The organism is Sideroxydans lithotrophicus ES-1, assembly GCF_000025705.1.
Lineage (GTDB): Bacteria > Pseudomonadota > Gammaproteobacteria > Burkholderiales > Gallionellaceae > Sideroxyarcus > Sideroxyarcus lithotrophicus.
Genome location: NC_013959.1, coordinates 2,515,693 through 2,536,003 on the forward strand (window position 1 = coordinate 2,515,693; position 20,311 = coordinate 2,536,003).

18 protein-coding genes are annotated in these 20,311 nt (G+C 57.5%); 5 read left to right on the forward strand and 13 right to left on the reverse strand.

Features of this window, described 5'->3' with window-relative positions; all coding sequences use genetic code 11:
* Position 1 precedes the first annotated feature (1 nt).
* Positions 2–883 (reverse strand): RnfABCDGE type electron transport complex subunit B, encoded by an 882-nt coding sequence (locus SLIT_RS12430; RefSeq protein WP_013030610.1) that lies wholly within the window; start codon positions 881–883, stop codon positions 2–4.
* Between the two features lie 227 nt (positions 884–1,110).
* Here SLIT_RS12430 and SLIT_RS12435 point away from each other — a divergent pair, with 227 nt between their 5' ends.
* Positions 1,111–2,058, forward strand: a complete 948-nt coding sequence (locus SLIT_RS12435) for a LysR family transcriptional regulator (protein ID WP_013030611.1) — start codon at positions 1,111–1,113, stop codon at positions 2,056–2,058.
* On the opposite strand, the gene ppsR is transcribed toward SLIT_RS12435, so the two are convergent.
* The 3 genes from ppsR to SLIT_RS12450 form a co-directional block, all read right to left on the reverse strand.
* The gene (gene ppsR, locus SLIT_RS12440) at positions 2,042–2,857 is read right to left on the reverse strand and encodes a posphoenolpyruvate synthetase regulatory kinase/phosphorylase PpsR (RefSeq protein ID WP_013030612.1); all 816 of its coding nucleotides are present in this window, start codon (positions 2,855–2,857) and stop codon (positions 2,042–2,044) included. The genes SLIT_RS12435 and ppsR overlap by 17 nt on opposite strands.
* Before the next feature lie 85 nt (positions 2,858–2,942).
* Positions 2,943–5,024: a sodium:solute symporter family protein gene (locus SLIT_RS12445; protein WP_013030613.1), complete on the reverse strand. Its 2,082-nt coding sequence runs from the start codon at positions 5,022–5,024 to the stop codon at positions 2,943–2,945.
* Positions 5,024–5,287, reverse strand: a complete 264-nt coding sequence (locus SLIT_RS12450) for a DUF4212 domain-containing protein (RefSeq protein ID WP_013030614.1) — start codon at positions 5,285–5,287, stop codon at positions 5,024–5,026. The genes SLIT_RS12445 and SLIT_RS12450 overlap by 1 nt, the downstream gene beginning before the upstream one ends.
* A gap of 170 nt (positions 5,288–5,457) precedes the next feature.
* Here SLIT_RS12450 and SLIT_RS12455 point away from each other — a divergent pair, with 170 nt between their 5' ends.
* Complete coding sequence (locus SLIT_RS12455; RefSeq protein ID WP_013030615.1) at positions 5,458–6,132, forward strand: response regulator; 675 nt, start codon at positions 5,458–5,460, stop codon at positions 6,130–6,132.
* Positions 6,133–6,181: 49 nt separating this feature from the next.
* A complete protein-coding gene (locus SLIT_RS12460; RefSeq protein ID WP_013030616.1) occupies positions 6,182–7,576 on the forward strand; it encodes a sensor histidine kinase N-terminal domain-containing protein in 1,395 nt (464 codons plus the stop codon).
* Positions 7,577–7,621: 45 nt separating this feature from the next.
* Here SLIT_RS12460 and SLIT_RS12465 read toward each other — a convergent pair whose 3' ends face one another.
* The 5 genes from SLIT_RS12465 to SLIT_RS12485 form a co-directional block, all read right to left on the reverse strand.
* Positions 7,622–8,005, reverse strand: a complete 384-nt coding sequence (locus SLIT_RS12465; protein WP_013030617.1) for a c-type cytochrome domain-containing protein — start codon at positions 8,003–8,005, stop codon at positions 7,622–7,624.
* Positions 8,006–8,190: 185 nt separating this feature from the next.
* Positions 8,191–8,787, reverse strand: a complete 597-nt coding sequence (locus SLIT_RS12470; RefSeq protein WP_013030618.1) for a NapC/NirT family cytochrome c — start codon at positions 8,785–8,787, stop codon at positions 8,191–8,193.
* A 111-nt stretch (positions 8,788–8,898) separates the two neighbouring features.
* The gene (locus SLIT_RS12475; RefSeq protein WP_013030619.1) at positions 8,899–11,331 is read right to left on the reverse strand and encodes an MtrB/PioB family decaheme-associated outer membrane protein; all 2,433 of its coding nucleotides are present in this window, start codon (positions 11,329–11,331) and stop codon (positions 8,899–8,901) included.
* A 22-nt stretch (positions 11,332–11,353) separates the two neighbouring features.
* The gene (locus SLIT_RS12480; protein WP_013030620.1) at positions 11,354–12,421 is read right to left on the reverse strand and encodes a DmsE family decaheme c-type cytochrome; all 1,068 of its coding nucleotides are present in this window, start codon (positions 12,419–12,421) and stop codon (positions 11,354–11,356) included.
* Positions 12,422–12,465: 44 nt separating this feature from the next.
* Positions 12,466–12,819, reverse strand: coding sequence for a c-type cytochrome (locus SLIT_RS12485; RefSeq protein ID WP_013030621.1), 354 nt, complete (start codon positions 12,817–12,819; stop codon positions 12,466–12,468).
* Positions 12,820–13,051: 232 nt separating this feature from the next.
* On the opposite strand from SLIT_RS12485, the gene SLIT_RS12490 reads away from it, so the two are divergent.
* Positions 13,052–14,467, forward strand: a complete 1,416-nt coding sequence (locus SLIT_RS12490; protein ID WP_013030622.1) for a sensor histidine kinase — start codon at positions 13,052–13,054, stop codon at positions 14,465–14,467.
* A complete protein-coding gene (locus tag SLIT_RS12495; RefSeq protein WP_013030623.1) occupies positions 14,460–15,110 on the forward strand; it encodes a response regulator in 651 nt (216 codons plus the stop codon). The genes SLIT_RS12490 and SLIT_RS12495 overlap by 8 nt, the downstream gene beginning before the upstream one ends.
* 164 nt (positions 15,111–15,274) lie before the next feature.
* On the opposite strand, the gene actP is transcribed toward SLIT_RS12495, so the two are convergent.
* The 4 genes from actP to SLIT_RS12515 form a co-directional block, all read right to left on the reverse strand.
* Positions 15,275–17,008, reverse strand: coding sequence for a cation/acetate symporter ActP (actP, locus tag SLIT_RS12500; RefSeq protein WP_013030624.1), 1,734 nt, complete (start codon positions 17,006–17,008; stop codon positions 15,275–15,277).
* On the reverse strand, positions 17,005–17,316 hold the full coding sequence (locus tag SLIT_RS12505) for a DUF485 domain-containing protein (RefSeq protein ID WP_013030625.1): 312 nt from the start codon (positions 17,314–17,316) through the stop codon (positions 17,005–17,007). Before SLIT_RS12505 ends, actP begins: the two co-directional genes overlap by 4 nt.
* A 264-nt stretch (positions 17,317–17,580) precedes the next feature.
* A complete protein-coding gene (locus SLIT_RS12510) occupies positions 17,581–18,288 on the reverse strand; it encodes a 3'-5' exonuclease (protein ID WP_013030626.1) in 708 nt (235 codons plus the stop codon).
* Positions 18,285–20,180 carry a DUF294 nucleotidyltransferase-like domain-containing protein gene (locus SLIT_RS12515; RefSeq protein WP_223293864.1) on the reverse strand — a complete coding sequence of 632 codons (1,896 nt, stop codon included), beginning with the start codon at positions 20,178–20,180 and terminating at the stop codon, positions 18,285–18,287. Before SLIT_RS12515 ends, SLIT_RS12510 begins: the two co-directional genes overlap by 4 nt.
* Positions 20,181–20,311 lie beyond the last annotated feature (131 nt).

The window sequence follows — 20,311 nt, forward strand, 5'->3', positions numbered from 1 at the left end:
CCTATGCCTCTATGTCTGCAGGTAATGGTTCGGTACGGATGATCTTTTTGGCTGACTTGCCCTTGATGATGCGGTCGCCCTCGATCCAGACGATGGCACCGGTGGGACAGCGTTCGATCGCCTCGCGGCTGGCGCTGCCGTTCTTGCCGTAATCGATGACGGCAAGGTTATGCTCCAGATGGATCAGGCCCGGCGCCGCATCGGCCACACAGCGCCCGCAAGCGGTACAGGCCACTTCGCAGGCGGCTTCCGCCGCATCGGGGTCGTCCTCATTGCGGCAGGCCAGCCACAGTTTGTGCGATACGCCCTGGATCGAGAACAGATCCTTCGGGCAGATATCGACGCAATCGCCGCAGGCCGTGCATTTGGCGATGTCCACGACAGGCAGGCCGTAACTGTCCATATGTATGGCATCGAAATCGCACACATCGGCACAATCGCCCAAGCCCAGACAGCCCCAGGCACAGCTCTTGCCGCCGCCGCCCGCCACTGCCGCAGCACGGCAGGAAGGAAGCCCGGCGTAATTTGCGCGCATCCTGGCGACGTGCTTGCCGCCGGCGCAGGCCAGACGTGCCACGCGTTTCTCGACATCGCCCATGGCGACACCCAATAACGCGGCGATCTTCTTGTTCTGTTCGGGAGTGTTGACGCTGCAGCGGGCCGGTTCGATCTTGCCGGCGACCGCCTGTTCGGCGAAGTTACGGCAGCCTGCCGTGCCGCAGGCGCCACAATTGGAATGGGGGAGCAGTTCTTCGACCTGGTCGATCCTGGGGTCTTCGTAGACAAACAGCCGCTTGCTGGCGATCGCCAGCAATAGTGCCAGCAAACCGCCCAAGCCGGCCATGAATAGCCCCGTGACTATGATGCTGTATATAGTACCCATGTCTCTCCCCGCTTCAATAAATCCGCGCACAGAAGCGAAAATTCGCTCTGTATTCGCCAACTTATCAACGCCCCACCAAGCGTCAGGTGAATCACAAAACCATTTAAAAATTACTGTTTTTATTTGGTCGCAGGTTAAACCAAGCTACAATCATTTCGCGAATCAATTATTTCAATTTTGATTATTAATAATTGACATATTGCAGCACCGGCAAGGGAGAGGCTGGGATGAACACCGAAAAACAAAGTTATTACAAGAACAATCGCCTGAAACAGATGCGCGCATTTTGTGAGGTCGTTCACACCGGCAGTATCACCGTGGCCGCACAAAAGCTGTTCTTGAGCCAACCTTCCGTAACCTTGCAGATCCAGGCGATGGAGCGCGAATTGGGCGTAACCGTGTTCGAACGTCGAGGTCCCGTGTTGAAGCTTACTCCTGATGGAGAAACTTTGTATACCCTTGCGAAACCGCTGGTGGAAGGGATAGACAGCCTGGAAGAGAACTTCGCCGCGCAGCATGGCAAACTGGACTCGGGCGAATTGAACATCGGCGCAGGCGAATCCACCATCCTGTACATCCTGCCGGAAGCGGTGCGCAGATTCGTCACTGCGCATCCGCGCATCCAGCTGAAGATCCACAACGAGACCGGCCGCGACGGCCTGAAGATGCTGCGTAACGACGAGATCGACCTGGTTGTCGGATCGATGCTCGACGTGCCCGACGACATCACTTACCAGCCGGTGGTGACGTTCGACCCGGCACTGATCGTCCCGCTCGGCCACCCGCTGGCAAAACTCAGCGAGGTGACCCTGGAAGACATCAGCCAGTACGGCTTGATCCTGCCGCCGCGCCATCTCTCGACCTGGCGCATGGTCAAGTACGTGTTCCAGCAGAATAACCTGACCTTTACCGTGACGCTGGAGGCAGGCGGCTGGGAAGTGATCAAGAAATATGTCGAACTCGGGATGGGCATCTCCATCGTGACCGATATCTGCCTGACCGGTAGCGAGAAACTGGTGCGTATCCCGCTCACCCAGTATTTCCCGCAGCGCGGCTACGGCCTGGTGCTACGCAAGGGCCGCTTCCTGTCGCCGCAGGCGCGGCGCTTCGTCGAGATACTGAACGAGGTCTACGGCATCAAGCCGGGGGCCGCCGAACTCAGCGCTCGAGATTGAGTTCCTGCATCAGTTGCACGGCCAGCTCTTCGATGGAACGCGCAGTGGTGTCGAACCATTTGATGCCTTCGCGCCGCATCAGCTTTTCCGCTGCAGCGACTTCATAGCGGCAATTTTCCAGCGAAGCATATTTGCTGTGGGGGCGGCGCTCGTTGCGGATGCGGTGCAGTTGCTCCGGCGCGATGGTCAGCCCGAACAATTTGCTGCGGTAAGGCAGCAGTCTCGACGGCAGATGATCGCGTTCGAAGTCTTCCGGGATCAGCGGATAGTTGGCCGCCTTCAGCGAGAACTGCAGCGACAGATACAGGCTGGTCGGCGTCTTGCCGCTGCGCGACACCCCCACCAGGATGATGTCTGCACTCTTCAGGTCGGTATCCGAAACGCCGTCGTCGTGCGCCAGCGCAAAATTCATGGCGGCGATGCGCGAGTTGTATTCCGGATTGGCATGCCCGTGCGAACGGCCCACCGCACGCGTGTAGCGCGCATCGAGTTCCTGCTCCAGCGGCACGATGAAGGCATCGAACAGGTCGATGAAGAATGCGTCGGCCTGGTGCAGGATCCCGCTGAGTTCGGCATTGGTTTGCGTCATGATGACGATGGGGCGGGTGCCTTCGCGCTGGCAGACTTCATTGATGCGCGCCAGACAGTCCCTTACCTTGTCTTCGCTGTCCAGGAAGGGGAAACGCAAAGGCCGGAACTCGATCCCCTCGAATTGCGACAGCAAACCGTGCCCCAATGTTTCTGCGGTGATACCCGTGCCGTCCGACACGTAGATGACGGTGCGTTTCTGAGTCGCCATAGTTCAAACTGCCCTGTGTGATCCTTCGACAAGTCGCCGCAGTATACGCCCGCGACTTTTGATTGCGATATCGCAAGAAGTTGGCTCAATTGGTTTTGACGTCTCTTTCCAGATTCGGATAACGCACGTGGTCGACCATGTCCTGTACCTGCTTGTCCGGCGCAGCTGTCAGCAGGCTGCCGACGATCACACCGACAAATCCGACCGCCATGCCGAAGACACCGGCCGAGATCGGATTGATGTCCCACCACAGCGGGGCATTCACGCCGAAGAACGGGTAAGTGATGTACATATAGAACATGCAGGTGAACAAACCGCCCACCATGCCCAGGATCGCTCCGGTCTTGTTGGCCCGTTTCCAGAACACCCCCAGCGCCAGCGCCGGAAAGAACGCCGAAGCAGCCAGCGAGAATGCCGCGCAGACCAGGAACAGGATGTGGCCGGGCTTGAGCGAAGTGATATAGGCCGCGAACACCGCCACCCCCAGCAGCAAGGCCTTGGAGATGAACAGGCGACGCCCCGTCGGAGCTTTCGGGTCGATCATCTTGTAGTACACGTCATGCGACAGCGAGTTGGAGATGGTCAGCATCAGGCCATCGGCTGTGGATAGTGCCGCTGCCAGTCCCCCGGCCGCCACCAGCGCGGTGACCACATAGGGCAAGCCGGCGATCTCCGGCGTCGCCAGCACGATCAGGTCGCCGCCGATAGTGACCTCGGCCAGTTGCACGATGCCATCATGGTTGACGTCGGTCACGCTCATCAGCGATTTGTCCACGGATGCCCAGGCCGAGACCCAGCTGGGCAGTTCGGAGAAGCTGGACCCTACCAGCAGGGTGTATACATCATACTTGGCCAGTACCGCCAGGGCGGGTGCGGTGATGTAAAGCAGGGAGATGAAGAACAGCGACCAGAACACCGATTTGCGCGCTTCCTTCACCGAAGTGGTGGTGTAGAAACGCATCAGGATATGCGGCAAGGCTGCAGTTCCGACCATCAGGCACAACACCAGTGCCATGAAATTCTTGCGCTTGTTGTCGCGCGTCTTCTCGTCGGGGCCCGCGAACGGTTCGGCATGCGCGATGATCGGACCGGACTTGGCCTTGTCCGTTTCTGCTTCCTGGCGCCATTTGCGGTGGGCGGTCGCAACGTCCGGCGGCCAATCGGCCACCGCCCGGTCCGCCGCTGCGAGCGCTTTTGGATCGCTATCGTGCCTTGCCTTCAGCTCGGCTGCCGCCTTGACCAACTGTTCCTTTTCTTTGGCAAGATAGCTGCCGCCTCCTGCGTCGAGCGCCTTCAATTCGTCCTCGGCTGATTTCTCGCGTTGCTTGAAGATGGCGCGCACTTCGGCTTCGCGCGCACCGTCCGGCGTGGTCGGGTCGTTCAACACCTGTTCGCGCGCCGTCACCTTTTGCAGCACATAGCCATAGGCGACCTGCGGAACAGGATTGCCGGTGTGTTTCATGGATAGCCAGATCACCGGGATCATGTAGGCCACGATCAGAATGACGTATTGCGAAACCTGCGTCCAGGTCACCGCGCGCATGCCGCCCAGGAAAGAGCACACCAGGATGCTGCCCAGTCCGACGAACACGCCCACGCCGAAATCCAGCCCGGTGAAGCGACTGGTGATCAGCCCCACACCATATATCTGCGCGATCACATAGGTGAACGAGCACAGGATCGCCGCAAATACGCCGATGGTGCGCGGGATGCTGCCGCCATAACGGGCGCCGAGGAAATCCGGGATGGTGAATTGTCCGAACTTGCGCAGGTATGGAGCCAGCAGCAAGGCCACCAGCACGAAGCCCCCGGTCCATCCCAGCACGAAGGCCAGCCCGTCGTAACCGGACAAGTACAGGGTGCCTGCCAGGCCGATGAAACTGGCCGCCGACATCCAGTCGGCGCCCACCGCCATGCCGTTGAAGAATGCCGGCACGCGCCGGCCGGCCACATAATATTCGGCGACGTCGGAGGTCCGGGAAAGTATGCCGATCCCCGCATACAGCAACGCCGTCACACCGAGGAAGATGTAGCCCAGTATCTTGTTGGGTACTCCCATCTGCTCGAGGATGGACAGCGAGACGACGAAACCGATGAACCCGCCCGTGTACAGGGCATAGTAACGCTTGAGTTGCGAGACGAATCTCGATTGCGCCGGCGCTGCCATCACTGGTCGCTTTCCGCGACGCCGTATTCGCGATCCAGCTTGTCCATGCAGTAAGCGTAATATCCGACCAGGACAACATAGATCAGCATTGCTCCCTGGGCACTCATATAGAACGAGAGCGGGAAGCCCAGGAAAGTGATGGAAGACAAGTCACGCGCGAACCAGCCGATCACGAACGTGAACACGAACCAGATCGCCAGCAACGCCCCGGTCAGCCGAAGGTTCTTGCGCCAATACTGTCTGTGTCTCTCCGTCAGTTGCATGTCATCGCCTGTTGTTAAGTGAAGTTTACCCTGTCCCGCCGGACCGCAGCTTGGACAAATATCCGCTTCCACTTAGAATAGCCGCATAAAGGACGGTGGCTGCTGCACAAGAATCAACCGTCCATTGATTGGAACTTAACCCCCTATCCTTACACGGTGCTTACATTCCGATGCGCATACTGATCGCCGAAGACGATGAAGTGCTGTCCGATGGCTTATGCCATTCCATGCGCCAATCCGGTTATGCCGTCGACTGTGTGAAGGATGGCCATTCGGCCAACCTCATCCTGAGCGGAGAACAGCCGTTCGACCTGGTGATCCTCGATCTGGGGCTGCCCAAGGTGGATGGCTTCAGCGTGTTGCGCAGCCTGCGCGAGAAGAACCGCCAGGTTCCCGTGATCATCCTTACCGCGCGCGATGCGGAGGGTGACCGGGTCAAGGGTCTCGATCTGGGCGCCGACGACTACATGATCAAGCCGTTCAGCCTGCCCGAACTTGAAGCGCGGGTTCGCGCGCTGATCCGGCGCGGGCAATGCGGCGTGAACCCGGTATACAGTTGCGGTACGCTCACTTTCGACAGCGTCGGGCGCCGCGCCAGCATCAATGGCACCACGCTGGAACTCACCACCCGCGAGTTGAGCGTACTGGAAGCACTGATGCTGCGCACCGGCTGGGTCGTCAGCAAGGAACAATTGCTGGAAAGGCTCTACAGCTATGCGGAAGAAGCCAGCAACAACGCGATCGAGGTATATATCCATCGCTTGCGCAAAAAGATCGAGCCCGCCGGAGTGACCATACGCACCATACGCGGCCTCGGCTACGTCATCAACGACCTGCCCTCCTGAGCATCATCGCGGCCATGGCAGCCTGCCACTGGAGACAATAAGGAGCGACATGGAAAACAACATCCGTTCCCTGCGCAGCTACCTCATGCAGAGGTTATTGATCTCGCTCTACTTGCTGTGGATCATCAGCACCGTGGTGGGTTACTTTGCCACCATCAACTACGCCAACCAGCCCTACGACCTGGTGTTGCTGCAGCGCGCCAACGAAGTGGCGGCCGAGCTCAAGCTGGGCACCGGACACGAACAACTGGATGTGGTACCGGCGCTCCCCGACGGTTCCGATCTGGGTATGCCGGACCGGGTGCTCTACACCGTGACCGACAGCGAAGGCAGAAAGCTCGCCGGCAACGGCAACACCTTGCGCCCCCTCTCCTACCGGCGCGAAAGAAAGGGCCCGCTGTTCAGCAACGGCGAACGCGAAGGCCAGAAGACGCGCATGGTCAGTCTGACCTTCCCTTCCCGAAACGGGGTGCTGCAACTGCATGTCTCCGAAACGACACAACAGCGCCAGGCGCTCATTCGAGGCATCCTGGCCAACATCGTCATTCCGGAACTCCTGCTCACCCTGATCGCCCTTGCGGTAGTCTGGTACGGCCTGAAGGAAGGTTTGCGACCGCTCGAAGAATTGCGGCATGAAGTGGCCAACAGGCGACGGGACGATCTGAGCCAGCTCGATGGCGGAAAGGCGCCCGCCGAAGTGCGTCCGCTCATCGATGCGGTCAACAACCTGCTGGAGAGGCTGAAGCAGGTGATGGCGGCGCAACAGCGTTTCGTCGCCGACGCGGCGCACCAGTTGCGCACGCCGTTTGCCGGCCTGAAGACCCAATCCGAACTGGCTTTGCGTACAGATGCACCGGAGCGCAAGCAACATGCGCTCGAGCACATCCACACCAGCACCCAGCACGGCATCCGCCTGGTCAACCAGCTGCTGGCACTGGCGCGCAATGAACCCGGAGGCCAGAGTACCGATAGTTTCACGGTACTCGACCTCAACCAGCTGGCGCAGGAATGCACGGTCGAATGGGTGCAGATGGCGCTGGAAAAGAACATCGACCTCGGCTACGAGGGTACGTCCGCTGCGCAATCCGTACAGGGAGATCCCAACAGCCTGATCGAGATGCTCAACAACCTGATCGACAACGCGGTCCGCTATACCCCAGTGGACGGACACATCACCGTCGGGGTGAAGGCTGCAGCACAAGGGACGGAATTGAGCGTGGAAGACAACGGCCCCGGCATCGAACCGCAACATCGCGAACGCGTGTTCGAACGTTTCTATCGAATCCTCGGCACAGGACAAAGCGGTAGCGGACTCGGGCTTTCCATCGTCGCCGAAGTCGCGAAACGCCATGGCGCGAAGTTGAAGCTGGACGTCGGCCGCGACGGGATCGGTACCAGGATCAGCATCCTTTTCCCGGTTCGCCCGTCCAGCATCATCAACTGACCGCTACGCCAGTCCTGCGACTATCACCGAGCCGGCTCCGGATGCTCAGTTGTTCTTCGCCCCCTGGTCCACCCAGGTTTTCAGGACATCGACTTTGTCCTTGGCCAACCCCCCGGTCCCGAATGGCATCTTGATGGACGCATGCGCGCGTCCTTCGACCAGCTGGATCATGATGCTGGAGAAACTGTCGCCCGGCTTGATGATCGACCCGAACTTGGTGCCCTTCATCAAGCTCTTGTAGCTACGCATATCGAGCCCGCTTTTCTCATAGCCCTGGCCTCCGGGCTGGTGACAGCTCAAACAATAGTCGTGGATGATCGGTTTGACCTGACTTTTGAAACTGACATCCGCGAATGCCATCGGAGTAAAAGCCATTCCATACAGTGACACAGCGACAACAATGCCTTTTAGCAATGTCTGGTTTTTCATATTGCACCTCACATGGTGAGCCTCATGCATCAAAACAAAGTCCCTCGAAATCGCATATCAGAATGATTCGAAGAACGCCTGCGGGGCACAACCAGCCCCGCAATCCGATCCTTTCAGATGTTGGCGCTGTTCCAGATCATGCGGTGCACGGCTGGTCACCAACACAAAACCTGTTACTCCGGGTATCACTCCTCATCCGGATCGCGGTACTCCTTCGGCAGATGGTGAGCGATGCCCTTGTGGCAATCGATACAGGTCTGGCCGTCCGCCCTCGCCTTCATATGCTTGTTGTAGACCGTCTGCTTTTGTATGTCGCCGCTCATGGCATCGAAAGAGTGGCAATTGCGGCATTCGCGCGAATCAGAGGCCTTCATGCGTGCCCACTCGTGGGTCGCCAGTTCCATGCGGTGCGATTCGAATTTCTCCGGCGTATCGACATATCCCGTGAGCTTGCCCCAGATCTCCTGGCTTGCCTGTATCTTGCGGATCAGCTTGTGTGTCCAGTCCTTGGGCACGTGGCAATCGGAGCAGATCGCGCGCACACCGGTACGGTTCGCATAGTGGATGGTCTTCTTGTATTCCTGGTACACGTTGTCGCGCATCTCGTGGCAGCCGATGCAGAATTCCAGCCGGTTGGTCGCCTCCATGCCGGTGTTGAAACCGCCCCAGAAGATGATGCCGGAGAAGAAGCCCACCACCAGCAAAGTCAGCAACGAGTACTTCGCACTTGGCTGTTTCAGAAAGTCCCATGAACGTTTCAGGATGCCAGTCTTGTTATTCATTTATCTCTCCGCAAAAATATCGAATCCATGGAAGCAACTTTAGCGATCCAGAAAAAGACGGTGCACCAAATTAGCTGTGCACCGTTTGCTCGTCATGATCCGGATCCTTTCCTAGAAGTTGTAGATGTAGCTCGCGCTCACCACATTGACTGTGTAGTTCGGCGACTGCTGATCGGTCGGCATCAACGCACTAGGAGTAAAGCCTGTCTGCAATCCATTGTAGTAATAGTCTGTACTTCTCATGTGCTGATAGAGGTAACCGACGGCAACTTTGGAGTTCTTGTCGAGCTTGTATCTGCCAGACAGCTTGAGCTGGATCACATGATTGTTGACTTCCGGCAACGTACCGCAGGTGAGGAATTGTGGCGAAGCACAAGTCAGTCCCGTCGTTGTCGCAGCGGCATAATTGAACACCGTGTTATAGACGGTCTTGCCATAGGTGTAGGTCAGGTCTTCATCGAGTTCCAGCCTGGAGGCCATCATCCCGCTCTGCTTGGCTCCAACGCCCACGGTCGTGTCGTCATCCTTTTGCGTGTCGGTCCAGGTGGCGCCGGAAGGAATGTTAAGAGCAGTGGCAGATGCCGCCCCGGGTGCTAAGTAAGGTGAACGATACAGGTCCGTCATTTCGCGTTGCCTGTGCTGCTGGGTCAGGTAGGCCACGACTGAGCTGTTTTCGCTGTAACCGTAGCTTGCATCCAGGTTCACACTCCAGGAATTGCCCTTCTGCTCGCCATAGGTCGAGTCGTACTTGTCCAACGTATATTTCCCACCCATGCTCACGGACAGTTTCTCGGTGGTCTGCCAGTTCGCACCTGCCTTCAACATATGTTCCTTGCGCGAAGCATCGAACACCGGATAGAACCCGCGGAAGTCCCCGCCATTCTGGCCCTCGATGAGGGTAGCGGCAGCCAGAGCCGGGTTGAGGTTACCGTTCAATCCTATGCGAGAGGTGACTGCGTTCGGATCGGAGGTTGTTACGCGCTTGCTGAAGGAATAACCCACATTCAGGTTCAGATCCTCGCTCGCCCTGGCCTTGTAGGTGGCGCCCAGCTTGTTGTCATAACTCTTGGGCGCGACGACACAATTCGTCCCCGCCGGATAGGAAACGATGCCCGTCGTTGTAGCACCTGGAACCAGCGCAGGCATGAGACTGGGCACGTTCACCGCATACTGGTCGCACCAGCGTCTGACATCTTCGCGGTTAAAGGCAAGCAACAGATGCTGATCGCTATCCAGCTTGTAGTCCCCAGCCAATTCCCATACGGTCTTCCTGAGACTCAGGGGCGTATTGGCAAAATAGGCGATATGGGCGGTACTTCCATCCAGCGCATTGAAAGCGTAGAAATTCGATGGCGTCTTGTCCCTGCGTTCGTCGAATTTCACACCGGCAGAAAGCACCAGGTCCTTGCTGGTCTGGTTGGTCAGCTTCATATCTGCATGCTTGTTGATGACCAGCCCGTTCAGAGAAGCCACCGGGGCTGGCAGGACCATCGAATAGGCATCCGCGACATAGGCATCGTTCTGCGTGTTGCGCCCATATGAAAGTCCGCCGGTCAATTTCGTCGCTGGTGAAAGGTCATAGCCCCCGCTCACGTTCAATTGGTGGAAATTATTGCTGGGTGCAGTGCTCATCGTCTGCGTGACACTTACACCTGCAGCATTATTGACAGCAAAGGTCTGGAAATTGACACGATCATATCCTTCGCGGAAGAACGAACCGAAATAGGAAGTGGTGACATATGCCCCGTCGCCTCTCCAGTCCAGCGCGAGGTTGAGCGTGTCGGTCTTGTAGTTGGTCGGGTTCGGCAAAATCGAGATCGCCTCACCCTGTGGATTGCCGGCTCCCCCCGCCCCCATCGAACCGAAGGATGCCAATTTCGCACCGGACTGTTCAAGATGATTGAAATCGAACCTGATATCCCATTGCGCATTCAGATTGACGCCGGCACTGACCTTGCCGTTCTTTCTGGTGGAGTATATGTCCACTTGATTGGTAACTGCATTGATCGCCGCGATAGCCGATGCTCTATCCGTACCCACTGGGGTAGTACCAGCTGCAACGGTACTAATCGTGGGGGGCAACAGACTTGCAGGCAGGGTGAAATTGTTCCCGCCCATCGCACCTTGATAGGGAGTTTTATAGCTATCCCACAGGTTGTGCTGCAACTCATCGTAGCCGATACCGAAATTCCAGCTCCCCTGGTTCCCTACAGAGGCTCCAAGTGCGCGCGAGGTCGTACCGAGGTTACTGCCGTTGAGTGACCAGTTTCTGGTGCCGTTGCCGTCACCATAGGCGTCGCCACCGCGTATGCTGAAGTTGCCGATCACCTTGCCCCCGGATTTGTTCAGGCCGGTGTATTCGCCGAACTTGGCCGAGCTTTGCGAGACGTTCTCGGCGCCGATCTCGATGGTGCTGGTCGGATTCTTCAGTGCCGCCACCTCTTCGTCATCCGCCTGGGCCGGCATCGAACACATCGCGATCAACGCCCCCTGCACCGCCAGTGCCAACAAGCTGACCCTCATTCTTTCATTATTGCTTTTCATGACTATCTCCAATCTTCAAGAATTAGCGTTGCAAGTAGCCGCCGGCCGGGCTGTTCGAACCATGGATCTGCCTGTGACAGTTCATGCAGGCATTACCCACGTTGTTGGCACTTGGATACAGCGCTCCTGTGCCTGCCGCATTGATCGTGCTCAGTCCAGCCTGATAGCCTGCTGCATTCGGGCCTACTGCCGTCCCGCTGGCATGTGAGCCGTCATGGCATTCCTGGCACATGAACGGAGGACGTGTCTTCAGCAACGGCGCGATGTTGGAACCGTGAGGCATATGGCAGTTGGTGCAGTCTTCAGTCACCGGCTGGTGTGCGAACAGGAACGGACCGCGCTTGTCTGCATGGCAGGTGAAGCAGGTCTCGGTCACCGTATTCTTCTTCAGCAATTTCGGACCGGCAGAGCCATGCGGATTGTGGCAGTCGGAACAGACGACCTTGCCGGCCTCGATCGGATGGGTCGATATCTTGTGAGCGTCTGCGCGCCTTTCCTTGTGGCAGGTGTAGCAGACCTCGGTCTGGGTAGCCCTTTCGCGTACCGTGTCAGCTTTCGCGTGTATCTTGTGGCAGTCGTTGCAGGCCATCTGGTTGCTCTGGTGGGCACTGCCCGCCCAATTGGTGCGATTGGTACCCTTGTGGCAGGTCAGGCACTGGGCGGAACGGACCTTGTCGTCGGATGCAGGGAAGGTGTGCTTCTTGAACACGACATCCGGTGCCGGGCGACCTTTTCCATCCACATTACCCTTCAGGTGGTTCGCGCTCTCGCCGTGGCAGGTCTGGCAATTCGGTGTGCGCATATCACCACGAAATCCATGCTTGGTCTGGTAGATGGCCAGGATCGGAGTGGTCTCGCTTTCATCGTGGCAGCGTGTGCAGACGGCATCCCTTTTCAATGACTCCTGGGCAGTCTGGGGCGCTTTCGCCTCCATGCTCAGATCGGGAAGCTGAGATTGCGATGCAGGCTGCGCTTCCGCTGCTGGTGCGCTTTGGGCTGCAGGCTGCTCATCTGCCGCCATCAAGCATGGCATTGCTGCCATGCCGGTGATGAACGCGCTCAACACCATAATTTTTCTTAACGGTTTCATGGTTCTTCCCTTTTTAGTCTTTGAATGATCGTTGCTCGCGCGAACTAGAGCGAAAGGATCCAGTCCACCAGGTTCTTGATGGCTTCAGGTGAGGCTTTGCCGTTGATGTTCTTGTGCTCTTCTTCATGACCATCGGGGAACTTGGCCTTTTCACCAGACGTGACATGGTGGATCAGCTTGGCTTCGGCATCGGCCTTGCCACGGTATTTTTCGGCGACTTTCTTGTAGGAAGGGCCGTCTTTTTCCTTGTCGACGCCGTGGCACTTGAAGCAATTGTTTTCTCGCGCCAGCGATTTCGCAGCGTCGACATCGACAGCGGCGGAGGCATTGAGTGAGAAGGCTAAAGTAAGGGCGGCGGCGGTACTGAGCAACATTGAGGAATAAGCTTGACGAGTCATTTGTATCTCCCGATATCCAAAGTAGTTTTATGAAAAATTTACAACACTCTTTCATGCAGGATTGTCTACAAACCATGTCCTGGCCACTACGGCCTATCAGCTCAAAATGAATGCGACCATGGTTCCTTTTTTTCAGACCTTGGTCTTATTCCGGAATAACCATCGCGTGATACCATTAATCGCACAATGTCCACTTGACGAGCATTCGCGACAACCAATCTGAAGAACTCCGATGTTCACAGCCCTGCAACTAGCATTCAGACGTTTGAGTTTTTCGCGCCAGTTCCTGCTGGCGATCGTCGCTGTCCTGACTACTGGCATGCTGGTCATCGGTTCATGGATAGGTCATCTGATCGAAACGAATGCGGTGAACCGCACCGCCGCGATCTCGGCGGTTTATCTCGAGAGCATGTCTGCAGCGAAACTGCAGGGATGGCCGAAGAACGGCACTGTCGATGAAGCAACGCATGAAGAACTGGATCGGATCTTTATCGACGGACCACTGCACCGTGAGGTGCTTCGCTTCAAACTGTGGGACGCCAACGGCCGCATCGATTACAGCAATGACCATGCCCAGATCGGTCACGTCTTCCCGGTAAGGGGAAGACTGGCCGCCGCATTCGCTGGCAAGGTCCAGGCCCAGATCAGCGACCTCAAGGAGATCGACAACCTGCCCGAGCAGATCAGCTGGAATCAATTGCTCGAGATCTATGTGCCGATACGTTCCGCAAACGACGGCAAGGTCTATGCTGTTGCAGAGTTCTATCTGTCGGTGGCGAACCTGCAACAGGACATCCGCGCTGCACAGCAGCGCAGCTGGGGACTGGTGGCGCTCTCCAGCCTCGCTGTCTACCTGTTGCTGTATAGTCTGGTGCGTCGCGCCAGCAACACCATCGTCGTGCAGCAGCGCGACCTGCGCAGCCAGCTTCAGCAACTTCATCACGTACTCGACGAGAACGAACGCATGCGCGAGCAACTGCGCGAAGCAGGGGTAAGCACCACCGCGCTTAACGAGGAATTCCTGCTCCGGATCGCCGCCGACCTGCATGATGGCCCGGCACAAACGATCGCCTTCGCATTGATGCGCTTCGATGAGTTCGCCACAACTTGCCAAGGCTGCCTGTCTTCACAGGGTGATGCGCCGAATGAGCTCAACAGCATTCAGAATGCCTTGCAGCTGTCGCTGAAGGATGTGCGAAAGATATCGTCCGGGCTGGCGATCCCCGGCATGACCGAGCTATCGCTTGCCGACACCGCCAGGCGCGCCGTACTCGACTTCGAGCGCCTGTCCGGGCAAAAAGTCCAAACCGAGATCGACGAAAACCTGGGTAATGCGCCGCTGGCAGTCAAGATCACGGTATATCGCCTGCTGCAGGAGTCGCTCACCAACTGCTGGCGACATGCCCCCGGCGGTTCTCCGCAGGTCAGTGTGCAAAATTCCGACGGCGAAGTGCTGGTCACGGTCATCGACCACGGTGTCGGCTTCGACCCACAAGCTGCAGCGGTCGCCGGACGGCTGGGACTGGCATTCATGCGCGAGCGCGTGCGCCTGCTTGGTGGTATCTTTGAACTCGATTCTGCACCTGGCCGCGGCACCAGCATCCGCGTCAGGCTGCCACTTTCAACCGACGAGATGATCCATGTCTAACCCGATCCGAATACTGCTTGCCGACGACCACCCGCTGTTCCGCGAGGGAGTAGCCCATTCGCTAAGCGTGGAACCAGACTTCGAAGTGGTCGCCCAGGCCGGCAGCGGCGAGGAAGCTGTGGAAATGGCACACCGGCTGCATCCCGACATCGTGCTGCTGGATGTCTCGATGGCCGGCATGGGAGGAATCGCAGCAGCGGGAAAGATCGCGGCAGAGGCGCCGGTGGTCCGCATCATGATGCTGACCGTCTCCGAAAATCGCGAGAACCTGATGGCGGCGCTCAAGGCTGGCGCACATGGCTACGTACTGAAAGGCGTCTCCGCCAGTGAATTGCGCTCCATCACGCGCCGTGTGGCGGGCGGTGAAGCCTATGTCACCCCTGCGCTTGCCGCGGACATGCTGACGGAATTCTCCAACCCTCATCCCATCGATTCATTTTCCGAACTGACGGCGCGCGAAACCACCATCCTCGAACTCCTGAGCCAGGGGCTGACCAACCGCGAGATTGGCGAACGCACCTATCTTGCCGAAAAGACCGTCAAGCATTACATGACGAGCATCCTGCAAAAGCTGCATGTGCGCTCGCGCACCGAAGCTGCGTTGATCGCGATGCAGCGCCACACACCTGGGGCTGAACAATAGCCCACAGGCCACGCCCGACCCCCTGGATACTCCTATCTTTCTGTATGCAAGCCACAAAGCAACAGCGATTTTCGCTACTGTTCATTTTGCACACATCCTGGAGATGCAAACAAAAAGGCCGCCGGGTTTCCCCGGCGGCCAGTTTGGTTTTGCGCTACTGCAACTTAGTGTGAAGCACCCACTTCGGCACCCAGACCAGTTTCGGCACGAACCATCTGTGCGTCATACGCAGCCCGTTCTTTCGCTCCGCTTTCGCTGCTGTCTGTCTTCGACACGATATAGGCGACGATCAGAACAGCCGGCAACACAACGAAGGTCGGGAAGTCATACGGGAAGATGGCCGGGCCCATGCCAAGCACCTTGGTCCATACCGTCGGGCCGATGATCAGCAGGCCGATGGAGCCGAATATGCCGGTATAGCCGCCGACAACTGCGCCGCGTGTCGTCAACCCGCGCCAGAAGATGGACAGTGCCAGGATGGGGAAGTTGGTACAGGCAGCGATCGAGAAGGTCAGTGCCACGATGTAGGCAACGTTCTGTTTCTCGAATGCGATGCCGAGAATGATCGCGAGGATGCCCAAGCCGATCACACTCAGTTTCGATACCCACACTTCCTGCTTCTCGGTCGCGTTGCCCTTCATGATCACTCGCGCATAGATGTCATGCGACAGAGCCGATGCACCCGCCAGGGTCAGACCCGACACCACCGCAAGGATCGTGGCAAAAGCGACCGCCGCAATGAAGCCCAGGAACAAGTCGCCACCCAGGGCATGCGACAGGTAGACCGCTGGCATGCTGCCGCCACCCTTCAGTGCAAGCACGCTCTTGGTGACATTTTCCACATACTCCGGGTTGTTGGCTACGAGCACGATGGCGCCAAAACCGATGATGAAGGTCAGCACGTAGAAGAAGCCGATGAAGCAGGTTCCATAGAGCACCGATTTGCGTGCCGCCTTGGAGTCGGTGACCGTGAAGAAACGCATCAGGATGTGCGGCAGACCAGCCGTACCCAGCATCAACGTCAAGCCCAGGGAAATGGACTCGATCGGGTTGGCTTTCGCCCCCAACGGCACCACGGACTTCATGATATCCAGATGTTTCGGGTGAGCAGCAACCGCATCATTGAACAGTTTCGCAAAGCTGAAGCCTTCGTGCGACATCACGCCGATCGCCATCAGGGTGGCACCGCCCAGCAACAAACCGGCTTTGATGATCTGCACCCAGGTTGTGGCCTTCATGCCGCCGAAAGTGACGTAGATGATGATCAGTGCACCGACCACAACGATCGATTCACGGTAGGAGATCTGCGGCACCAGCGTATGCAGCAACTGTCCTGCACCCACCGCCTGCCCGATCAGGTACCAGATGACCACGATCAGCGAGCCGATCGCCGCCATGGTGCGAACCGGGCCTTGGCTGAGACGGAAAGAAACAACGTCGCCATAGGTATATTTGCCGAGGTTACGCAAGCGTTCTGCGATCAGGAACAGAATGATCGGCCAACCCACGAGCCAACCCACCGAAAAGATCAGGCCATAGAAGCCGTTCATGTATACCAGTGCCGCGATGCCGAGGAACGAAGCCGCCGACATGTAGTCGCCGGCGATCGCCATGCCGTTCTGCAATCCGGTGATACCGCGCCCGGCAGCATAGAAGTCGGTCGCCGTCTTGGTCCGGGTCGCTGCCCAGTAGGTGATGACCAGGGTGACTGCAACAAAGATCAGGAACATCACGACGGCGTGCCAGTTGACGGGCACCTCTGCCGGTGCGGCCGCCGCTGCAACAGCTGATGCTGGCGTGACTGCAGACATCGCGGCATCAGCGGCGAACGTCAGATTGGTGAAAAAAAGAGCTGCAAGTGCCAGAAACGCTGAGAAGGTCGATTTGAATATTTTCATTTGGAGGCCTCGCGCACGATCTCGTTGACAATAGGGTCGAAAACCGTGTTCGCCTTGTACACGTAAACGCCTGTCAGCACACAAGAAAAGAAGATCACGCCGACCCCCATCAGCATGCCCATCGGAATCACGCTGTCGGCTGCAATGGGTTGCGTGAGCACGTCAGGTGCAAATGCGATCATCAGGGTGAAGCCAAAATACATAACACAAACAAGCGCTGACAGCGTCCAGGCGAGCGTATCGCGCTGCCTGACCAATTGAAGGTATTTCGGATTGCTCTGTATCTTGCTTGCAATCAATGCTGACATGATTCCCTCCCTATAGTTATTTACCAAAATAAAAAATGCCCGACAACGCGTGATCACTCATCATTATTCCCGGACCTTTTCACATTAAAACAAAAGCTGCACTTCCAAAACTGAATCCACTGTGTGATGAATTGAAACGGCATATCCCGCATGTTCCTGTCGTCCGCGAAGGACATTCCCGCCGCCACAAAACAATCGAGTCAGGTCTAATTTCCCGCCCCACTCGTACTACTAAGCCATGAGATTACGTCAGGAAGCTTACGGTCAGCTTACATCGCGCAGCCAGCGGTGTGACTTCTCAAGGTCATACAAACCCTCGAAATCATTGATGTTTTTATTGCGTGCTTGCGAGATGGCGATTTGAAACAGTTGGGCAGTAGCCAACGCATCGGCCAACGCGTTATGCCTGGCCTCGATATGGATATTGAAGCGCCCGATCCAGTCATCCAGTACCCGATGATTTTCCATCAGCGAACGATTCAGGGCGGGCATCACATAAGCCAGATCCAGCCACTCATGTTTGAACGAGAGCCCCAGGTATTGGCGCATGGCCCGCCGAATCATGGTTTCATCGAAAGCGACATGGAAAGCGATCAGCCGGGATTTGCCCAGATATTCAAGAAAGGTCAGCAATGCCTCTACCGGATCGACTCCGTCGCGCTGAGCGGTACTGGAGATGCCATGCACCAGTATATTTTCCTTGTCGCTGCTCTCCTGCTGCTTCAACACTACGGAAAAGCTGTCCCCCAAGGCGATACGTCCGTTCACCACCGCCACCGCGCCGATGGAGATCAGCGTATCGGTGATCAGGTTAAGGCCGGTCGTTTCCACGTCTACCACCACGACACGAGAATGCTCAAAAGTCACCGGCCCCAAGTTCGCCGGTATCGCCCGCCACGCATCCAGGCGTGCCTTCTGATGTGGCCTCAGGCGTGGCCCGGCAGAAAACCAGCGTTGCAGCAACTTTTTCAAAGCTGGTAATCCAGTCTCAACTTGGCCTGTGCTTTGCGCGCCTGGCGGAAAGCTTCCTTGAGAATGCGCCTGTCCAGTTCATTCAACGATGCAGGATCGATCAGATTATCCAGCGCATCATCCTTCATCCCGTTGGCAATCGACTCATCGTGATGGCGCAGGCGCAAGACCTGGATGAACAGCAGCGCATCGATCCACGCCTCTATCTCGGCCTCAGGCAGGTTCATTTTGGCTGCGCTCAGGCGCAAGCGCTGGATGGTGTTCGTATGTGTCACCCCCGTAGCCAGGCTGAAGATGCGCGCCGCATCCACGAACGGGGTGATGCCGTTGAGTTTGAGGTCGAGACGGTTCGTGTCGTTCAGGACGAAATCCCGTATCACTCCCAGCGGCGGGCGGTTGCGCAAGGCATTCTCCGCCATCATGTACAGGAAGCGGCTATTGTCGCTGGCGACCCGCGCCAGCCACGAGCGCAGGTCTTCTGCCAGATGCTGCGCTCCATACAGTGCACGAAAATCGAAAAAGATGCTCGCGTGCAGCAAAGCCTCTGGTGAACCGCTTCTGATCCAGGCAGAGAAGGTCTGTTTCCATTCTTCCAGCGACATGCACCACTTGGGATTGCTCGCCATGATCTCGCCACTGCATAACGGGAAGCCGCACAGTGCCAATTTTTCGTTGATGCGCTTGGCCACCGGCAACAATTTCCCGCGCATCTGATCGGCATCCATGCCCTCCGGCACCTTGAACAGGATCGCGTTATCCTGGTCGGTGTTCAATGTCTGTTCGAAACGGCCTTCCGAACCCAGCGCCATCCAGCACATCCCTTCGTGCAGCGGGGTACCGAACAATCCGGCGGCCTTGAATTCCAGCTCGACGATGCGCGCACTGAGCAGGTCATTGAAGGTGGAGATGAACTGGGTCAATTGCTCGGCTGCAACGCCCTGCGCCATCATGTTGTGCGCCATCTTGCGGATGTCTGCCGCCCCCTGTTGCAACACCTCGATGGTTTCGGCATGTCGTATGGCCGAGCCGATCTGCCGCAACCCCACCCGCTGCAGGGCAAACAGATCTTTTTCCGACACCAGTCCGACCAGTCTCTCGTTTTCGACCACCAGCACATGACGAAAGCCCTGCCTGGCCATTACCAGTGCCGCCTCATGCGCCAGCGCCTGCGGCGGCAACACGGAAAGTTGCGAGCTCATCACGCCGCTGACCGGCTGGTCGAGGTCGATTTGCGGAATGGCGATGCGATCGCGCACGTCATGCAGCGTCATGATGCCGAGCGGCCGTCCATCCGCATCGACAGCGATCATGGAACCGATACGATGTTCGCGCATCGCCTCCAGCGCTTGCCGTATTGACGTATCGGGCGAACATGTCACCGGCTCGCGCCGGATGATCGTTGACAGCGGGCTGGCCAGCGATTGCCGTTCGACACTCGAATGACTGTACTGCGCCTGGATGACCTGTTTTGAATGCTCCAGCAGGTTGGCGATGCGCCGTGTGCAAAAATCGCGAAAGGCTCCACTCATGCCGATCAGTTCGCGGAAATCAGCCGCAGGAAGCTCGTAGCAAAAGGTATCGCTGCCGGCACGGTAAACGCTGGCAACGGAACGATTGGCCAACAGCGCGCCCAGCGGGAAGCATTCTCCTTCAGCCAGCTCCATCCAGGTGTCCGCCTCGGCAGCATGGGCGACATTCTGCTCGCCGTGCACCATGCCCTGCTTGATGACCAGAAAACGGTCCACCACCCCCTGCTGCGGCGAAACGATCACCTCGCCCTCGGCATAATAGCCAAGCTGCATGCGTTCCAGCATCCACAGCACATGTTCCAGCTCCATGCGATCGAACGGCGCATGCTTGCTGATGAAGGATAGTTCCGAGGGATGGATCACGCTCAAGATTTACTTCTCCAAGAGAATCCGAAAAGCCTTGCCATTGAGTACATAGTGCTCACAGAGAAAGCCACCAGCAAGCCTTGCAGCATCCCTTCCAAAGTACGCAAAGTTTCGGGTCACCCACCTGA

Coding starts and splice junctions, on each gene's coding strand:
- SLIT_RS12475 (WP_013030619.1), bottom strand. CDS start 11,331: ATGAAAAGCAATAATGAAAGAATGAGGGTCAGCTTGTTGGCACTGGCG.
- SLIT_RS12445 (WP_013030613.1), bottom strand. CDS start 5,024: ATGGCAGCGCCGGCGCAATCGAGATTCGTCTCGCAACTCAAGCGTTAC.
- SLIT_RS12455 (WP_013030615.1), top strand. CDS start 5,458: ATGCGCATACTGATCGCCGAAGACGATGAAGTGCTGTCCGATGGCTTA.
- SLIT_RS12435 (WP_013030611.1), top strand. CDS start 1,111: ATGAACACCGAAAAACAAAGTTATTACAAGAACAATCGCCTGAAACAG.
- ppsR (WP_013030612.1), bottom strand. CDS start 2,857: ATGGCGACTCAGAAACGCACCGTCATCTACGTGTCGGACGGCACGGGT.
- actP (WP_013030624.1), bottom strand. CDS start 17,008: ATGAAAATATTCAAATCGACCTTCTCAGCGTTTCTGGCACTTGCAGCT.
- SLIT_RS12490 (WP_013030622.1), top strand. CDS start 13,052: ATGTTCACAGCCCTGCAACTAGCATTCAGACGTTTGAGTTTTTCGCGC.
- SLIT_RS12480 (WP_013030620.1), bottom strand. CDS start 12,421: ATGAAACCGTTAAGAAAAATTATGGTGTTGAGCGCGTTCATCACCGGC.
- SLIT_RS12505 (WP_013030625.1), bottom strand. CDS start 17,316: ATGTCAGCATTGATTGCAAGCAAGATACAGAGCAATCCGAAATACCTT.
- SLIT_RS12465 (WP_013030617.1), bottom strand. CDS start 8,005: ATGAAAAACCAGACATTGCTAAAAGGCATTGTTGTCGCTGTGTCACTG.
- SLIT_RS12450 (WP_013030614.1), bottom strand. CDS start 5,287: ATGCAACTGACGGAGAGACACAGACAGTATTGGCGCAAGAACCTTCGG.
- SLIT_RS12430 (WP_013030610.1), bottom strand. CDS start 883: ATGGGTACTATATACAGCATCATAGTCACGGGGCTATTCATGGCCGGC.
- SLIT_RS12485 (WP_013030621.1), bottom strand. CDS start 12,819: ATGACTCGTCAAGCTTATTCCTCAATGTTGCTCAGTACCGCCGCCGCC.
- SLIT_RS12460 (WP_013030616.1), top strand. CDS start 6,182: ATGGAAAACAACATCCGTTCCCTGCGCAGCTACCTCATGCAGAGGTTA.
- SLIT_RS12495 (WP_013030623.1), top strand. CDS start 14,460: ATGTCTAACCCGATCCGAATACTGCTTGCCGACGACCACCCGCTGTTC.
- SLIT_RS12470 (WP_013030618.1), bottom strand. CDS start 8,787: ATGAATAACAAGACTGGCATCCTGAAACGTTCATGGGACTTTCTGAAA.